The organism is Oceanibaculum indicum P24, from assembly GCF_000299935.1.
In the GTDB taxonomy this organism is placed as follows: Bacteria; Pseudomonadota; Alphaproteobacteria; order Oceanibaculales; family Oceanibaculaceae; genus Oceanibaculum; species Oceanibaculum indicum.
In genome coordinates, this window is the sequence record NZ_AMRL01000007.1 from 16,559 (window position 1) to 32,608 (window position 16,050).

Below are 16,050 nucleotides of genomic sequence, written 5' to 3' on the forward strand. Positions count from 1 at the left end.
ATGCAGGCCAGCGTTCATTAGAAGGACTCTTTGCGCTTCGCTTCTAGGGCGGATGTACCTCTCTGCTCACTTTTCAATTCTGGATTGAATAAGGGCGGTTGAATGCAGGCCTCAGCGGATCGCGCCTAGGCCTTGCGATCATTGTGAAACTGCTTTTTCCGGGCTCTCGGCCTCTGCCTCCGTGGTGCGGATCGTCGGCAGGTGCAGCAGCAGGGCCGCGGCGACGAACACCGAGGAGAAGGTGCCGATCAGAATGCCCCAGACCAGCGCCACGGTGAAATTCAGCAGCGTGCTGGTGGCGAAGAACATCAGCGGCAGGATGGCCACCAACGTCGTGCCGGAGGTCAGGATGGTGCGCGACAGCGTCTGGTTCACGCTGAGGTTGATCAGCTCCGCCATCGGCAGCTTCTTGTGCTTGCGCATGGTCTCGCGGATGCGGTCGAACACCACCACCGTGTCGTTGATCGAATAGCCGGCCAGGGTCAGCAGCGCGGCAATCGCGGTCAGGTTGAATTCCAGCCCGGTGATCGACAGCAGCCCCAGCGTGACCACCACGTCATGCGCGGTGGCGATCATCGCCGCCACGCCGAACTGCCATTCGAAGCGGAACCAGACATAGAGCGCGATGCCCAGCACGGCCAGCGCCGTGGCCAGCGCACCGTCGCGGAACAGCTCGGCACTGACGCGCGGGCCGACCAGTTCGGTGCGGCGGAACTCGTAGCCTTCGCCCAGCGCGGCGCGGATGCGCGGGGCCGCCTGCTTCGCCTCGGTGGTGCCAAGCTGGTCGCTGTCGAGCCGGATCAGCGCCTCATTGGGCTTGCCGAACTGCTGTACTTCGGCGGCGCCAAGGCCGGCCTCGGTCAGCCGGCTGCGCAGACTGCCGGGATCGATGGGCTGGGCAGACTGGATCTCGACCAGCATGCCGCCCTTGAAGTCGATGCCGAGATTGAGGCCGTTGATCGCCAGCGACCCCAGGGTCGCCACGACCAGCAGCAGGGAGAAGGCATAGGCGGCGAAGCGATAGCGCACGAAGTCGAACGCCGTATTGTCCGGCAGCAGCCGGATGGGCAGGAAACGCATGGATAAAGCCTCCGGGCACGCCGCCGTCTGTTGTGGGCGCGTGCCGAAAATTGTCGGGAACTCCAGCCGCGCATCGGGCGGCCGGTACGGATCACGACAGGAGGCTGGGAGGGCCGGTCGGTCGGTGCCGGTCCGGTGTCCGGGTAGCGGGGAGAGGAAGCGTCGCAGCGGAAGCTGCCAGCGACACGGGCAGGGAGGTGTCCGCAAGGTTTGCGTGCGGCAATCCATAGCTATCGTTGCCGCCAGGCGCAGGGAGTTCGTCCGCGCGCTGCTGGACCTGCCGGAAATCCTCGGCCAGCACATGGCCGGAGGGGCCGAAGGTGCCGCCGCCCAGCTCCAGCGAGGCCGGTTGCGGGGTAAGGGCGATCACCTGCGTCTGCGTCGGCGGATGCGCCATCCCCAGCAACAGCCCGGCCAGCACCGCGAGCGCCGTGACGGCGCGCAGTACAGAAGCGGGCAGGGCTTTGGAGAAAGCGGTCAACCGGGTCGTCCAGAGGGACCGGGCTGAAAACGCCACAGTGGCGCAAGGCCGCCGGTCACAGGCGATAGATGCGCCTTCGTGCAAAGGCCGTCAAGAGGTGGGGGTCAAGAGGCAGCCTTTGCCAGTGCCGCCAGCAGATCGCGGACCTCGGCCGCCGGATCCTGCGCCCGCATGATACCGCCCATCACGGCGACGGCGGCGGCGCCGGCCTTCAGGCAGGTGCCGGCATTATCGACATCGATGCCGGCCAGCGCCACGATGGGAATTTGAAGCCGTGCTGCCACCTGGCGCAGCCCCTCGCTGCCCAGCGCCGGACCATGGCCGGGCTTGCTGGCGCTGGCGAAGATCGGGCTGAGAGTGACGTAATCGGCCCCGCTATCCAGCGCCTTCTCGGCCTCTTCCACACTGTGCGCGGACTGGCCGATCAGCACCTTTGGCCCCAGCACCGAACGGGCGCCCAGCGGCTTGCCGCCGGTCGGCAGGTGCAGCCCGGCCTTCAGCGCCTGTGCCGCCGCAATGTCGCTGTTGATCGTCAGGGTGGCGCCCTTGGCCGCGGTCAGTGCCGCGATCTCGTGGGCCAGTGCCAGCAGCTCGTCCGGCGGCAAATCCTTCTCGCGCAGCATCACCCAGCGGCAGCCGCCTTCCAGCGCCATTGCGACGGTCTCGGTCAGCGGGCGGGGGCTCTGCGTCCGGTCGGTGATCAGCAGCAGTCGCGCGGGGAGGGACCTCAAGAGCCGATCATGCCCAGCTGCGGACTCGACGCCTCGGCATAGCCCTTGCGCGGGATGCGCCCGGCGCGGCGCGCGGCGCGACCGGCGGCCACGGCGTCACGCATGGCAGCCGCCATCAGCACCGGGTTGCGTGCCTTGGAGATGGCGGTGTTCAGCAGCACCGCGTCAGCCCCTATCTCCAGCGCGCGGGCGGCGTCGGAGGCGGTGCCGATGCCGGCATCGACGATCACCGGCACGGTGGAGCGGTTGCACACCATCTCCAGATTATACGGGTTCACCAGCCCCATGCCGGAGCCGATGGGCGAGGCCAGCGGCATGACGGCGGCGCAGCCGACATCGGCCAGCTTCTGGCACACCACCGGGTCGTCGGTGCAGTAGGGCAGCACGATGAAGCCGTCCTTCACCAGCTCCTCCGCCGCCTCGACCAGCTGGGCGACATCGGGATACAGCGTTTCGCGGTCGCCGATCAGCTCCAGCTTCACCCAGTCGGTGCCGACTGCCTCGCGGCCCAGCTGCGCGGTCAGCACGGCGTCGCGCACCGTGCCGCAACCCGCCGTGTTGGGCAGCAGGTGGCAGCGGTCCTTCAGCAGGTCCCACAGGTTTTCGGCATAGGATTCGGTGCTGACCCGGCGGATCGAGACGGTGACGATCTCCGCGCCGCTGACCTCCAGCGCATCCAGCATGACCTGGCGGTTGGGATAGCCGGCCGTGCCGATCAGCAGGCGCGAGCCGAAGCTCTTGCCGGCCAGCGTGAAGGGGTCTTTCGCGGTGTCGTTCATCGCGTTCATGTCTCTCACCCGCCCTGGAAGGGCTGTACGATCTCGATGTCGTCGCTGGCGGAGATGGGCGTCGCCGCCCAGTCGCCGCGCTTCACGACCTTCTGGTTCACCGCCACGGCAATGCCGGGCCGGCTGGAATCGATGCCGCGCTCGGCCAGCAGGGCGGCGATGCTGCCGGCCATCGTGCCGTAGGGCTTGCCGTTCAGGCGGATCGAAAGCAGGGTCTTCGCGTCACTCATCGCAACCATACTCATTCTGCGGCGATCTCAGGTCTTGCAGCAGCCTTAGCGGCGAAGCGCGCCAGCGTAAAGGGGGCAGCTTCGGGCAGCGGGCTGCCGGTCAGGATCTGGCGGGCGATGGCGTCGGCGGTGATCGGCGCCAGCAGGATGCCGTTGCGGTGGTGGCCGGTCGCCACCAGCAGCCCATCGGTGCCGGTTTCGCCCAGGATCGGCGCATCGTCGCGGCTGGTCGGGCGGAAGCCCACCCACATCTCCTCAATCGGCAGTTCCTCAATGGCGGGAATCGCCCGCCAGGCCGCGTCCAGCAGCGCCAGCACGCCACCCGCCGTCAGCTCCGGGTCATGGCCTTTTTCCTCGACGGTGGCGCCGACGATCAGCCGCCCGTCGGCGCGCGGTACCAGATAGATTTTCGGCGCCCACAGCACTGACGTTGCCAGCGGTGCCTTCGGGTCCATGCACAGGCTCAGCATCTGGCCCTTCACCGGGCGGACCGGCGGCAGGGCGGCCTGCGGCAGGCCGGGAATGTCGCGCGACCAAGAGCCGGCGGCCAGCACCACGATGTCAGCCTTATGGAGATCATCGCCAACCCGCACGCCGACGGCGCGGCCGTCTTCGGTCTCGATGCCGGCGACCGGGCTGTTCTCGTGCAAGGTCCCGCCGGCATGCAGGAAGGCCGCCTTCAGCGCCTCGGACAGCCGGCGGTTCTCAACCTGATGATCGTCGGGTGCCCAGATCGCCCCCGGCACGCCGGGCCGCAGATAGGGCTCGCGCTTCCGCGCCTCCGCCCCGCTCAGCCATTCGACGGCGAGGCCGAGATCGCGCTGGAATTCGTAAGTGAAGCGCAGCTGCTCCGCCTCGTCGCGGTTGGTGGCGGCGACCAGCGTGCCGGTCTCGCGATACTCGACATCAATGCCGCTGGCATCCTTCAGCTCGACGGCGAAGCCGGGCCACATCTTCTGGCTGGCCAGCGTCAGCGGCAGCAGGGATTCCTCACCGGGTTCGGTCTCGGCATTGGCGGCCAGCATGCCGGCGGCGGCCCAGCTGGCGCCGCGCCCGGCCTGGCCACGCTCGAACACGGACACCGGACATCCCGCCTGCGCCAGCCGCCAGCCGATGCCGAGGCCGCAGACACCGGCACCGATGATGGCGACGGTTGGTTTAGGTGACATGGTAACGCTCCCTTCGCTGGCATGATCCAGATCAGGTTCAATGGGTATGATCTCAGCCGCGTCGGCTCATCCCGCCCCGGCACCCCAGCACACTATGCCATGTAATGGTTCTGTCCCGAAATGCAACGGCGGGGCTGGAGCCCCGCCGTTTTCTCATGCTCCCACTGGGGCGGGGCCTGCGCCCCGCCGTTTTCACATGCTCCGCAATGATTTTGCCTAAGCGGCGCGGACCTGGGACAGGAAGCTCTCCATCTCGCTGCGCAGCCTGACGGAAGACTGCGACAGCTCCTGCGCGCTGGACAACACCTGCCCGGCAGCCGAGCCGCCTTCGGATGCCGCCTGGCTGACCTGCACGATGGCGCTGGTCACTTCCTGCGTGCCGGCCGAGGCCTGCATGACATTGCGGGAGATTTCCTGCGTCGCCGCGTCCTGCTCCTCCACCGCAGAGGCGATGGCCGAGGCGATCTCCCGGCTTTCGCCGATGACGGCGGCGATATCGCGGATCGCACCGACAGTGCGCTGCGTGCCGTCCTGCACCTCGCCGATCTGCAGCGTGATGTCCTCGGTCGCCTTGGCGGTCTGGCTGGCCAGGTTCTTCACTTCCGACGCGACGACGGCGAAGCCCTTGCCGGCCTCGCCGGCGCGGGCGGCCTCGATGGTGGCGTTCAGCGCCAGCAGGTTGGTCTGCTCGGCGATCTCGTTGATGAGCTGCACCACCTCGCCAATCTTCTGCGTCGCGGCCACCAGCCCTTCGGCGGTCACCTGGGTCTGGTTGGCGGTGCCGACGGCGCGGTCGGCGACCTGGGAGGATTGCGCCACCTGCTGGCCGATCTCGCGGACCGAGGCTGCCAGCTCCTCGCAGGCAGTAGCCACCGTCTCGACATTGGTGCTGGCCTCGGTCGCGGCAGCCGCCACCGTATCGGCCTGGGCGGTGGTTTCCTCCAGGCTGCTGTTCAATGTCTGCGCCGCCGCTTCCAGCTCGTTCGCCGCCGAGGACACGACGCGCACGATGCTGCCGACATTCTGCTCGAACTGGTCGGCAAGCTGCGCCATGACGCGCTTCTTCTCAGCCTCCAGCCGCAGGCGGTTCTCTTCCTCCGCCTGCTTTTCGGCCAGCGCGCGGTCGATGGCGTTCTGCTCGATGCGCTTCACCGCCCGCCCGATAGCGCCGATCTCGTCGCCGCGATTCTGCGCCGGGATAGTCACTTCGGTCTGGCCGCCGGCCAGCGCATTCAGGGCGCCGGCCATGCCGACCAGCGGGCGCGAGATCGACAGGGCCAGCCAGATCGCCAGCAGCGACAGGGCCGCCAGGATGCTGGATATCATGATCCACAGCAGCTTTTCGGCTTCGGCATGTTCGGCGGCAAGGGTCTGCTGCGTGGATTCGTAGCCGGCGGCGATGCCGGCGAATACCTGCTCGATCAGCGGGTCGATGGCGGCATAGGCGCTGGACAGCGCCTCCACCTGCTCGACCAGTTGCAGGCGCGTGGTCGCGAAGGCGTTGAAGGCGTCCTGGTAGCTGTTCAGCAGACCGGTGATCTCCTGCTTGGTGGCGGGCGGGATACTGTCGGTTTCGGCCATCAGCGCGGTGAAGGCGACCTTCCGCTGCGCGATATCCTCGATATATTTCGGGGTGAGGCGCAGCATGAAATCCTTCTCGTGCCGGCGCATCATCAGCATTAGCACGGCAAGTTCCGCCTGCTCATATTCCTTCAGCCGGGTCTCCACCGCATGCACGGCGGCGCGGAGATTGCCTTCCAGCCCTTCCGTCTCCTTGTAGCCGAGGCGGCGCTGGGACTCGACGACGGCGGCGAAACGCTGCCGGTAGGTATCGAGACCGGCGCCGATCTCGCGCAGCTTCTCCGCCAGGGCGGCGTCGGTCCGGGCCAGCGAGGTTGCCAGCCCACCGATCATGCCGCTGGCGTTATCGATGATTTTCCCGTGCCGCTCGACATAACGGTCCTCCCGGCGGATCAGGAAATCCTTCTCCGCGCGTCGTGCATCGAGCAATGCCGCATCAAGGCGCAGCGCCTGGAACTGCTGATCGGCGGCGAGGTCCAGCCGGGCCTGCTGTTCGGCGAATTTCTCCATGCCCTGGAAGAAGACGGCAACAGCCGCCAAGAGCCCGACGATGCCGAGCAGGCCGAGCAGGCCAACCTGAAATTTGACGCTGACGCGCGAGAGGAAGCTGGACATGAAGGGGTTCCTGCGGTTCGGGGAAAAGAGTCGCGGCTGTTTTATTAGTGAATTATATTTTAATAATTAATTAAATGCCAAGCGCTTCGCCCGGCAATATCACGGTCGCGCTGAGCGGAGGCCTAAATCGGCAGGCGGATGGTGACGGTGGTTCCCTGGTCGGGGGCACTGTCCAGCGTGAAGCTGCCGCCATGCAGCTCGACCAGCCGGCGGGCCAGCGGCAGGCCGATGCCGATGCCGTCATGCTGGCGCACCAGCGCATCGTCGAACTGCACGAAGGGGGTCATCGCCTCGGCCAGCCGGTCTTCGGGAATCCCGATGCCGGTATCGGCAATGCGGATTTCCAGCCAGTGCTTCGGTGTCACACGGGCGGCCAGCGTAATCGCTCCGCCTGCCGGCGTATGGCGCAGCGCGTTGGACAGCAGCTGGTCCAGGATCTGCCGCAGGCGGGACTGATCGCAGGGCAGGGATGGCAGGTCTTCCGCGATATCGCCGGTGAGGCTCACGCCAAGGCGCGTGGCCGTCTCGCCATGATGCCGCAGGCAGTCCGCCAGCTCCTGCCGGATGTCGAGAGGCGTGCGGGAGAGCGTCAGCATCCCGGCCTCGGCCTGCGAGACCTCCAGGATCTGGGTGATGGTCTGCAGGGCGCGGGTGCCGCTTTCGTGGATATGGTCGATATAGGCCTTGTGCTTCGGGTTGCCGATCGGCCCCAGCACCTCGCTGCGCAGCATGTCGGAAAAGCCGATCACGGCATTCATCGGCGTGCGCAGATGATGGCTGAGCTGCGCCAGGGTCAGCTATTTGTTGCTCTGCGCCAGGGCCAGTTCCTGCCGGGTCGCTTCCAGCCGCCGGTGTTCCCGGTCCAGCGCGGCTTCCAGGCGCAGATTCTGCAGCAGCCGGCGGCTGTAGAAGGCGGAAATTACCCCCAGCATGATGGCGTAGAACAGCACCTGCCCCGCCATCGCCAGATAGACCGGCTGCTGCAGGATCAGCAGGGAAGCGGAAAGCGGCAGGGTGGCCCCCAGCAGATAGGCGAGATAGGCCGGCTGATACCAGCACAGGGCGGTGATCCCGCCGGCGGTCATGCCGGCGATCATGAAGCCGGCGAAGGCGAAATCCGCCTCGGTGCCGGCCGGCAGCAACAGCACCGGAAGGCACCCCCAGCTGAGGCCGCTCAGCGCTGCGCCCACGGTGAAGACATGCAGTTTCCGGCGGGTTGGCCATGCCGACCGCAGCATCCAGTGCGACAGGAAAAGCCGGGCAACATTGAGGGCCGCCATGCCGGCGATCCAGCCCAGTGTGGTCGCGGTCGGCAGGGTTTCCCGCAACACCAGGACGGAGAGCAGCGCAACGACAAGGTTGGACAGGATGGTCGCGCGGTTCCGCAACAGCCCTTCTGCCTGCTGCGGGGCGATATCCGGCGCTGCTTCGGGATTAGGCACCTGGCTGGTCCATCGCGGATGTCGTTGCGGGGTGGCCGTCGGGAGATGATCGAAGCACGCTAGAGTAGAAGAGTTGAGCGTCTGTTAACAGAAGGACAGGAAAAGGTGACGGGACGGTGGGGCCCATACCCCACCGTCCCGCCCGTTACCCGGTCGCGCTTCAGGCGGTACGCACGCGGTTCAGGAAGTTGCCCATCTCGTTGCGCAGCTTGGCTGCCGTACGGGACAGTTCCTTGGCGCTTTCTAGCACCTGGCTGGCCGCTGACCCGCCCTCGGACGCGGCCTGGCTGACCTGCACGATGGCGCTGGAGACCTCCTGCGTGCCGGCCGAGGCCTGCTGCACATTGCGGGCGATCTCGTCGGTCGCGGCGCCCTGCTCCTCGACGGCGGCGGCGATGGAGGAGGCAATCTCCCGGCTTTCGCCGATGACATTGGCGATCTCCTTGATCGCATCCACCGTGCGGTGGCTGACCGACTGGACCTCGCCGATCTGCAGGGTGATGTCCTCGGTCGCCTTGGCGGTCTGGCTGGCCAGGTTCTTCACCTCGGACGCCACCACCGCGAAGCCCTTGCCGGCTTCACCAGCTCGGGCGGCTTCGATGGTCGCGTTCAGCGCCAGAAGGTTGGTCTGCTCGGCGATCTCCTGGATGAGGTTCACGACCTCGCCGATCTTCTGGGTAGCGGCCACCAGCCCTTCGGCGGTGGTCTGGGTCTGGTTGGCGTTGCTGACCGCGCGGTCGGCGATGCTGGAGGACTGGCTGACCTGGCCGCCGATCTCGCGGACCGAGGCCGCAAGCTCCTCGCAGGCGGTCGCCACGGTCTCGACATTGGCGCTGGCCTGGTTGGCTGCCGCGGACACCGTATTGGCCTGGCTGTTGGTCTCGTCCAGGCTGGCATTCAGCGTCTGCGCCGCGGTTTCCAGCTCCGTCGCCGCCGCCGAGACGATGCTGACGATGCTGCCGACATTCTCCTCGAAGCTGTCGGCCAGCGCGATCATCGCCTGGCGTTTTTCCTCGGTGGCGCGGGCTGCATCCTGCTCGCGTTCGGCTTCCAGGCGCTGGCGTTCCTGCGCGTTCGCCTTGAAGATATCGAGCGCGCGGGCCATGCCGCCAACCTCATCGCCCCGCCCGGTATAGGGTGTGTCGCCGTCCAGCCGGCCGTTGGCGACTTCGACCATCAGCCCGCTCAGCCGGCCCAGCGGCGCGGTGGTCCGACCCATGAGCACCACGGCGATCAGCCCGCCGATCACCAGAACCACGCCGCTGGCCGTCAGGATGGCGACGATCATCTCGTTCAGCGTGGCGTTGATGGTGGATTTCAGTACGCCGGCATAGAGGATGCCGATCACCTTGCGCTCCGGGCCGAAGATCGGCTCGTAGATGGTGTAGTATTCCTTGCCCAGGATGGTGGCCTCGCCGTTATAGGTCTCGCCGCGCAGCATGTAGGGATAGACCGCGCCGTTCTTGCCCAGCGGCGTGCCGACGGCGCGCTGGCCGTCATCCTTGATGATGTTGGTGGAGCGGCGGAAGAAATCCTCCTTCGCCGGGTCCCAGGCGAAGACGGTCGCGGTCTCGCCGGTCAGCAGGCCGATCTCGTCGATCATGTCGTGGTTCGGAAAGTCCGGGATGGCCGGCAGGGTGAGGGCCGACACCCGGCCTTCCTTGCTGACCGTGAAGCGGGTTTCCGGGATCGCCTTCCGCAGCAGCACGGCAGCGGTGCGCAGGCTGGCATTCTGCCGGGCGATGACCTGGCTGGCGATGTCCTGCTTCAGGATATAGGCCGTGGTGCCGCCGACCGCGAGCACAGACAGCGCGATGAGGCAAAGGGTCAGGGTGACCAGCTTGCCGCGGAGAGAGAGGCTGAACCTGTTCTTCAATGTCTTGTCTCCCGTCAGGAGTGATTGTTCGGGCTAAGGCTATTTCCAGTCCCTGACCGATAAGCTGCAGGTTGAATTTCTTTTGTTTTTTAAAGGTTTGTTAAAGTCGCGCTAAATTAGATATCAGCCTATTCTTAATTTTTCTTAAACATGTCCGGCGCTGCTCTTCAGAGCCTGCTGCGCCATGCAGGCTCCGGACGCGAAAAGGGCGCCGGCAGTGCTGCCGGCGCCCTTCTGTTGCGGTGTCAGATGGAGTGTTGATCAGGCTGCGCGCCTTAGGCCGCGCGAACCCGGGCGAGGAAGCTTTCCATCTCGGTCCGCAGCTGGGCGGCGGACTGGGAGAGTTCCTGCGCGCTGGACAGCACCTGGCTGGCCGCCGAGCCGCCTTCGGATGCCGCCTGGCTGACCTGCACGATGGCGCCCGAGACCTCCTGCGTGCCGGCCGAGGCCTGCTGCACATTGCGGGCGATCTCCTGGGTTGCCGCGTCCTGCTCCTCCACCGCCGAGGCGATGGCCGAGGCGATCTCCCGGCTCTCGTTGATGACCTGGGCAATCTCCTTGATGGCGCCGACGGTGCGCTGGGTACCGCCCTGCACCTCACTGATCTGCAAGGTGATATCCTCAGTCGCCTTGGCGGTTTGGCTGGCGAGGTTCTTCACCTCCGAGGCCACCACGGCGAAGCCCTTGCCGGCCGCACCAGCGCGGGCCGCCTCGATGGTGGCGTTCAGCGCCAGCAGATTGGTCTGTTCGGCGATCTCCTGGATCAGGTTCACCACCTCGCCGATCTTCTGGGCGGCGGCAAACAGGCCTTCGGCGGTTTCCTGGGTCTGTTCCGCCGTGCCGACCGCGCGTTCGGAGACGCGGGAAGACTGGCTGACCTGGCTGCCGATCTCGCGGACCGAGGCCGCCAGCTCCTCGCAGGCAGTGGCCACCGTCTCGACATTGGTGCTGGCCTGGGTCGCCGCGGCCGCGACCGTGCTGGCCTGGGCGTTGGTCTCTTCCAGGCTGGCGTTCAGCGTCTGCGCCGCCGCCTCCAGCTCCGTCGCCGCCGCCGAGACGATGCCGACGATGCTGCCGACGCTCTGCTCGAAACTGTCAGCAAGCTGCAGCATCGCCTGACGCTTTTCTTCCTCGGCCCGCGCCTCGCGCTCGGCCTGTTCCGCCTCCAGCCGCTTGATCTCGATGGTGCGCTGCTTGAAGGTGCGGAAGGCGAGGCCGACCTGGCCCACCTCGTCACGGCTGCGCACATCGACATCGATGCTGGTGTCGCCCTCGGCAAGCCGCAGCAGCGCATTGACAACCTGCGACAGCGGGCGGGTGATCTGGCCGCGTACCAGCCAGGCGGCGATGCCGAAGCCCAGCACGGCGCCGGCAATCGACAGCGCAGCCATGAGCTTCAGGGCGAACTGCTCATGCGCATAGGCGGTTTCCATGGCCTCCGCGGTGAAGCTGTCCAGCTTGTTGATCAGCGCGACGAACTGCTTGTGCAGGGTTTCCTCGCTGGCCAGCACACCGGCCAGCATGCCTTCCGCCTGCTCGATACGGCCCTCGCGCAGGGCCGTGGTGATGTCGCGGATCTGATCGGACAGGATAACGAAGTTGCGGTCGATGGCCTCCAGATCATGCAGGGCGGTGCTGTACTCTTCCGCTTCCGCCGCATCCTTGGCGTTCGCGATGGCCGCTTTCGCCAGATCCTCTGCCGCGCGGATTTCCGCATAGACCTTCGGTGTCGTTGCTTCCAGTGCCGAGATGGCGTTCTGCAGGCTGGTGGCGTTGGCATCGGACCGCAGGCCGCCGAGGCGGGTCACCCGCTCCAGCAGTACCGCCTGTTCAAGCTGATGTTCGGAAACCTTGTGGACCATGGAGGTCAGCGGCATGTCGTTGCGCACGACCGACTGCATTTCCTCGCCGATCAGTGAGAGCTGCCAGACGGCGGCACCGCCGACGGCGAAGGTGAAGGAAATGCAGAGGCCGACAATGGCCAGCAGCTTCTGCATGACGGAGAGGCTGCGACCGTCGCGCCGGGCGCGGACGGGGCTGCCTGACAGGGCAATATCGCTCATGTTCATGAACTCCTCAGAAGGGAAAATTATTCCGACATTTTGAGGCTTTATCGCCGGAATTTTCCCGATAATAATTCGCGATAAAAATTAAAATTTTATTAACGATAAGATTATATTCACAGTAAAAAATGCTTAATATTTGTGCTGTTGCAGGCTAATTGGTCATCATTTCTGATGATTATTATCCATTTCAGAGTTTATGTTTTGGTTTTTGCAGATTAAAAACGGGCTGCACTTCATAAGTGTGGCGATGCACAATATTTCTTGTGATGGGAGGCGTCGGGCTGTCACGGCATGCTTGACCTGCTATCTATTACGCCTGCCCGCTACATCTGGATCACCCGGATCGCAAAAAAAGGACAACACGGTATGAGCGTGCTGGTCACCGGCGTTGCCGGCTTCATCGGCTTCCATCTGGCGGCGGCGCTGCTGCGCGCCGGGCAGCGCGTGGTCGGCATCGACAATCTGAACGATTATTACGACCCGGCGCTGAAGCGCGCCCGGCTGGCCGCTCTGCCGAAAGGCGATTTCCGCTTTATCGAGGCCGACCTGGCAGAGGCGGCAGGCGTGCGCGCGGCATTGGCCGGCGAGGGGCCGTTCGAGGCGATCGTGAATCTCGCCGCGCAGGCCGGCGTGCGCTATTCGCTGGAACATCCGGAAGCCTATGTGCGCAGCAACATCCAGGGCTTCCTGACGGTGCTGGAACTGGCCCGCCATAGTGAACAGCCGGTACATCTGGTCTATGCCAGCTCGTCCTCCGTCTATGGCGCGAACAAGAAGCTGCCCTTCGCGGTGGGCGACCCGACCGACCGGCCGGTCTCCTTCTATGGCGCGACCAAGAAGGCGAACGAGGCGATGGCCTATTCCTATTCCAGCCTGTACGGCATCCCGGCCACGGGGCTGCGCTTCTTCACCGTCTATGGCCCGTGGGGCCGGCCTGACATGGCGCCCTGGCTGTTCGCCGACGCGATCTTCGCCGGCCGGCCGATCAGGCTGTTCAACCGGGGGGAGATGGCGCGTGATTTCAGCTATATCGACGATGTGATTGCCGGAGTGATGGCCGCCATTGCCCGTCCGCCGGCAGCGGACGAGGCGGGCGTGCGCCACACGCTCTATAATCTCGGCAACAGCCGGCAGGAGCCGCTGCGCCGCTTCCTGTCGGTGATGGAACAGGCCGCCGGGCGCACGGCGATCATCGAGGAACTGCCGATGCAGGCCGGCGATGTGACCGCCACCCATGCCGATATCGCGGATAGCCGCCGTGACCTTGGCTACGACCCGGCCACGCCCATCGATGAGGGCGTGCCGCGCTTCATCGACTGGTTCCGCCAGTACAAGGGCGTATGAAAAAGGCCGGCGGGATGATCCGCCGGCCTGTTCATCTTGGTATGTAGCCTGCACTCAGTGCAGGGTCTTCAGCACATCGCCCAGCGTGCCGAACATCTCGTCGATGTGGCTCTTCTCCAGGATCAGCGGCGGGGAGAGGGCGATGATGTCGCCGGTGGTGCGGATCAGCAGGCCCTTCTCATAGGCCTTGGTGAAGGCCTCCATGGCGCGCGCCGTCGGCTTGCCGGGGATGCCCTCCAGCTCGATGCCGGCGATGATGCCGAGATTGCGCAGGTCGATGACCGGGCCGGTGCCCTTCAGCGAATGCACGGCATCCTCCCAGTAGGGCGCCAGCTCGGCGGCGCGCTCGAACAGCCCTTCTTCCTTATAGACGTCGAGCGTGGCGAGGCCCGCGGCAGCGGCCAGCGGATGGCCGGAATAGGTGTAGCCGTGGAACAGCTCGATGGTGCCTTCCGGCGCCTTGTCCATGAAGGTGTCGTAGATGCCCTGCTTCGCGAACACGGCACCCATAGGCACGCAGCCGTTGGTAAGCCCCTTGGCGGTGGTGATGAGGTCCGGCTTCACGCCAAAATGCTCGGTGGCGAAGCTGGATCCCAGACGGCCGAAGCCGGTGATGACCTCGTCGAAGATCAGCAGGATGCCGTGCTTGTCGCAGATCTGCCGCAGCTTCTGCAGATAGCCCTGCGGCGGGATCAGCACGCCGGTCGAGCCGGCCACCGGCTCCACGATGACGGCGGCGACGGTGGAGGCGTCATGCAGCGCCACGATGCGCTCCAGCTCGTCGGCCAGATGCCCGCCCCAGGCCGGCTGGCCGCGCGTGAAGGCCTGGTTTTCCGGGCTGTGGGTGTGCGGCAGATGATCGACGCCGGGCAGCAGGCTGCCGAAGAATTTGCGGTTGGCGACAATGCCGCCGACCGAGATGCCGCCGAAGCCGACACCGTGATAGCCGCGCTCGCGCCCGATCAGCCGGGTCCGTGCCCCTTCGCCGCGCACCCGGTGATAGGCGATGGCGATCTTTAGCGCGGTATCTACCGATTCCGACCCGCCGCCGGTGAAGAACACCCGGTCATAGCCGGGCAGCATGGTGGTCAGCCGGCTGGCCAGCTCGAAGGACAGCGGGTGGCCCATCTGGAAGGACGGCGCGTAATCCAGCTTCTCCGCCTGCTTCTGGATCGCCTTCACGATCTTCTCGCGGCGATGGCCGGCATTCACGCACCACAGGCCGGCGGTACCGTCCAGGATGCGGCGGCCATCGGCGGTGGTGTAGTGCATGCCCTCGGCCTCGACCAGCATGCGCGGGTTCTTCTTGAAGGCGCGGTTCGCGGTGAACGGCATCCAGAAGGATTCGAGGTCGTTCGGACGGGTGATGTCCTGATAGTCGGTGTCCATTGTCGGCAGCTCCCTGTCTAGTGCCTTTGATCGATGATTACCGCGTTGCTGACCTATAGGTAAAGTGCCGCCACTCATCGGGCATGGCAGGCTTGCATCCACGCCGCGCCAGACCGAGATATGATCGGCACGCTGATCCGAGGAAATCGCCATGACCGAGCTTTCTTACATCCTGCCGCCGCGCCGTCTGCTGAAGGTTTCCGGCGAGGACCGGCTGAGCTTTCTGCAGGGGCTGGTGTCCAACGATGTGGCGAAGGTGACGCCGGACCGCGCGCTCTGGTCGGCGCTGCTGACGGCGCAGGGCAAGTTCCTGCACGATTTTTTCATTGCCGAGCAGGACGGGACCTATCTGCTGGATGGGGAAGCCGACCGGCTCGACGATCTGAAGCGGCGGCTGTCGCTCTACCGGCTGCGCGCCAAGGCCACCATCGAGGTGGTGGAGGATAGGCAGGTCGTCATCGCCTGGGGCGAAAATGCAATATCAGCACTCGGACTGCCGGATGAAGCCGGCGCGGCGGCAACTTTCGGCGGCGGCGTCGCCTTTGCCGATCCGCGCCTGGCGGGAGCGGGCGCACGGCTCTATCTGCCCGATGTCGCGGCGCTGGAAGCGGCCGGGTTCGCCGCAGGCGATCCGGCGGCCTATGACCGGTTGCGGATATCGCTCGGCCTGCCGGATGGCAGCCGCGACATGCAGGTGGACAAGGCGATCCTGCTGGAAAACGGCTTCGACGAGCTGCACGGCGTCGACTGGAAGAAGGGCTGCTATGTCGGGCAGGAGCTGACAGCGCGCACGAAATATCGCGGTCTCATCAAGAAGCGGCTGCTGCCGGTCGGCATCGCCGGGCCGCTGCCGGATGCCGGCGCGATCATCGAGGCGGACGGCAAGGAAGCCGGCGAGATGCGCAGCGCCGTGGATGGGCCGGATTTCGCGGTCGGTCTCGCCTTGCTGCGGCTGGAAGCGCTGGAGAGCGGCGCAAGGCTGACCGTCGGCGACACGGTGCTGACGCCGCTGACGCCGGATTGGGTCGTGCTGCCGGAGAAGAAATCCGCCTGACACGCGCTTTCCCTTTCGATGCAACGGGGCGTTACGGCAATCGCGATTGACCCGCCCTCCCTGCCGTGGTGTCTGCGGATATTCGGATATCTTGCGGATCATCGCGGTGCTACAGGCTGACTCTCTCTTTTCGATACATCTCAGGCCGTCATTCCCGGTCTTGTTCCGGGAATCCAGGGTTCAGCCTGCTCGACCGACGATCCA

General features: G+C 65.7%; 14 protein-coding genes and 1 riboswitch. Of the genes, 2 read left to right on the forward strand and 12 right to left on the reverse strand.

Annotation, left to right across the window (positions count from 1 at the left end; genetic code table 11):
- Nucleotides 1-138: 138 nt before the first annotated feature.
- The 11 genes from secF to P24_RS07500 form a co-directional block, all read right to left on the reverse strand.
- Nucleotides 139-1,080, reverse strand: coding sequence for a protein translocase subunit SecF (gene secF, locus P24_RS07455; protein WP_008944089.1), 942 nt, complete (start codon nt 1,078-1,080; stop codon nt 139-141).
- 91 nt (nt 1,081-1,171) lie between these two features.
- Complete coding sequence (locus P24_RS19175) at nt 1,172-1,561, reverse strand: hypothetical protein (RefSeq protein WP_008944090.1); 390 nt, start codon at nt 1,559-1,561, stop codon at nt 1,172-1,174.
- Nucleotides 1,562-1,665: 104 nt separating this feature from the next.
- Nucleotides 1,666-2,292 carry a thiamine phosphate synthase gene (locus tag P24_RS07465; RefSeq protein WP_008944091.1) on the reverse strand — a complete coding sequence of 209 codons (627 nt, stop codon included), beginning with the start codon at nt 2,290-2,292 and terminating at the stop codon, nt 1,666-1,668.
- Nucleotides 2,289-3,080, reverse strand: a complete 792-nt coding sequence (gene thiG / locus P24_RS07470; protein ID WP_008944092.1) for a thiazole synthase — start codon at nt 3,078-3,080, stop codon at nt 2,289-2,291. The genes P24_RS07465 and thiG overlap by 4 nt, the downstream gene beginning before the upstream one ends.
- A 5-nt stretch (nt 3,081-3,085) precedes the next feature.
- Entirely contained in the window at nt 3,086-3,310 is a 225-nt protein-coding gene (gene thiS / locus P24_RS07475; protein WP_040707004.1) for a sulfur carrier protein ThiS, read from the reverse strand.
- Between the two features lie 11 nt (nt 3,311-3,321).
- Nucleotides 3,322-4,479, reverse strand: coding sequence for a glycine oxidase ThiO (gene thiO / locus P24_RS07480; RefSeq protein WP_008944094.1), 1,158 nt, complete (start codon nt 4,477-4,479; stop codon nt 3,322-3,324).
- A riboswitch (TPP riboswitch) is annotated at nt 4,471-4,576 on the reverse strand. (Overlaps the previous gene by 9 nt.)
- Nucleotides 4,577-4,695: 119 nt before the next feature.
- Nucleotides 4,696-6,675 (reverse strand): methyl-accepting chemotaxis protein, encoded by a 1,980-nt coding sequence (locus P24_RS07485; RefSeq protein ID WP_008944095.1) that lies wholly within the window; start codon nt 6,673-6,675, stop codon nt 4,696-4,698.
- 122 nt (nt 6,676-6,797) lie between these two features.
- Entirely contained in the window at nt 6,798-7,472 is a 675-nt protein-coding gene (locus P24_RS07490) for a sensor histidine kinase (RefSeq protein ID WP_322095724.1), read from the reverse strand.
- Nucleotides 7,473-8,117, reverse strand: a complete 645-nt coding sequence (locus P24_RS19180) for a hypothetical protein (protein WP_156816217.1) — start codon at nt 8,115-8,117, stop codon at nt 7,473-7,475.
- 160 nt (nt 8,118-8,277) lie between these two features.
- Complete coding sequence (locus P24_RS07495) at nt 8,278-9,993, reverse strand: methyl-accepting chemotaxis protein (protein WP_008944098.1); 1,716 nt, start codon at nt 9,991-9,993, stop codon at nt 8,278-8,280.
- 275 nt (nt 9,994-10,268) lie between these two features.
- Nucleotides 10,269-12,056, reverse strand: coding sequence for a methyl-accepting chemotaxis protein (locus P24_RS07500; RefSeq protein ID WP_237740175.1), 1,788 nt, complete (start codon nt 12,054-12,056; stop codon nt 10,269-10,271).
- A gap of 369 nt (nt 12,057-12,425) precedes the next feature.
- Between P24_RS07500 and P24_RS07505 the strand changes: the two genes are divergently transcribed.
- Nucleotides 12,426-13,403, forward strand: coding sequence for an NAD-dependent epimerase/dehydratase family protein (locus P24_RS07505; RefSeq protein ID WP_008944100.1), 978 nt, complete (start codon nt 12,426-12,428; stop codon nt 13,401-13,403).
- Nucleotides 13,404-13,457: 54 nt separating this feature from the next.
- On the opposite strand, the gene P24_RS07510 is transcribed toward P24_RS07505, so the two are convergent.
- On the reverse strand, nt 13,458-14,792 hold the full coding sequence (locus tag P24_RS07510; RefSeq protein ID WP_008944101.1) for an aspartate aminotransferase family protein: 1,335 nt from the start codon (nt 14,790-14,792) through the stop codon (nt 13,458-13,460).
- A 151-nt stretch (nt 14,793-14,943) separates the two neighbouring features.
- Between P24_RS07510 and ygfZ the strand changes: the two genes are divergently transcribed.
- Nucleotides 14,944-15,846, forward strand: coding sequence for a CAF17-like 4Fe-4S cluster assembly/insertion protein YgfZ (gene ygfZ / locus P24_RS07515; RefSeq protein ID WP_008944102.1), 903 nt, complete (start codon nt 14,944-14,946; stop codon nt 15,844-15,846).
- The last annotated feature ends 204 nt before the right edge of the window (nt 15,847-16,050 follow it).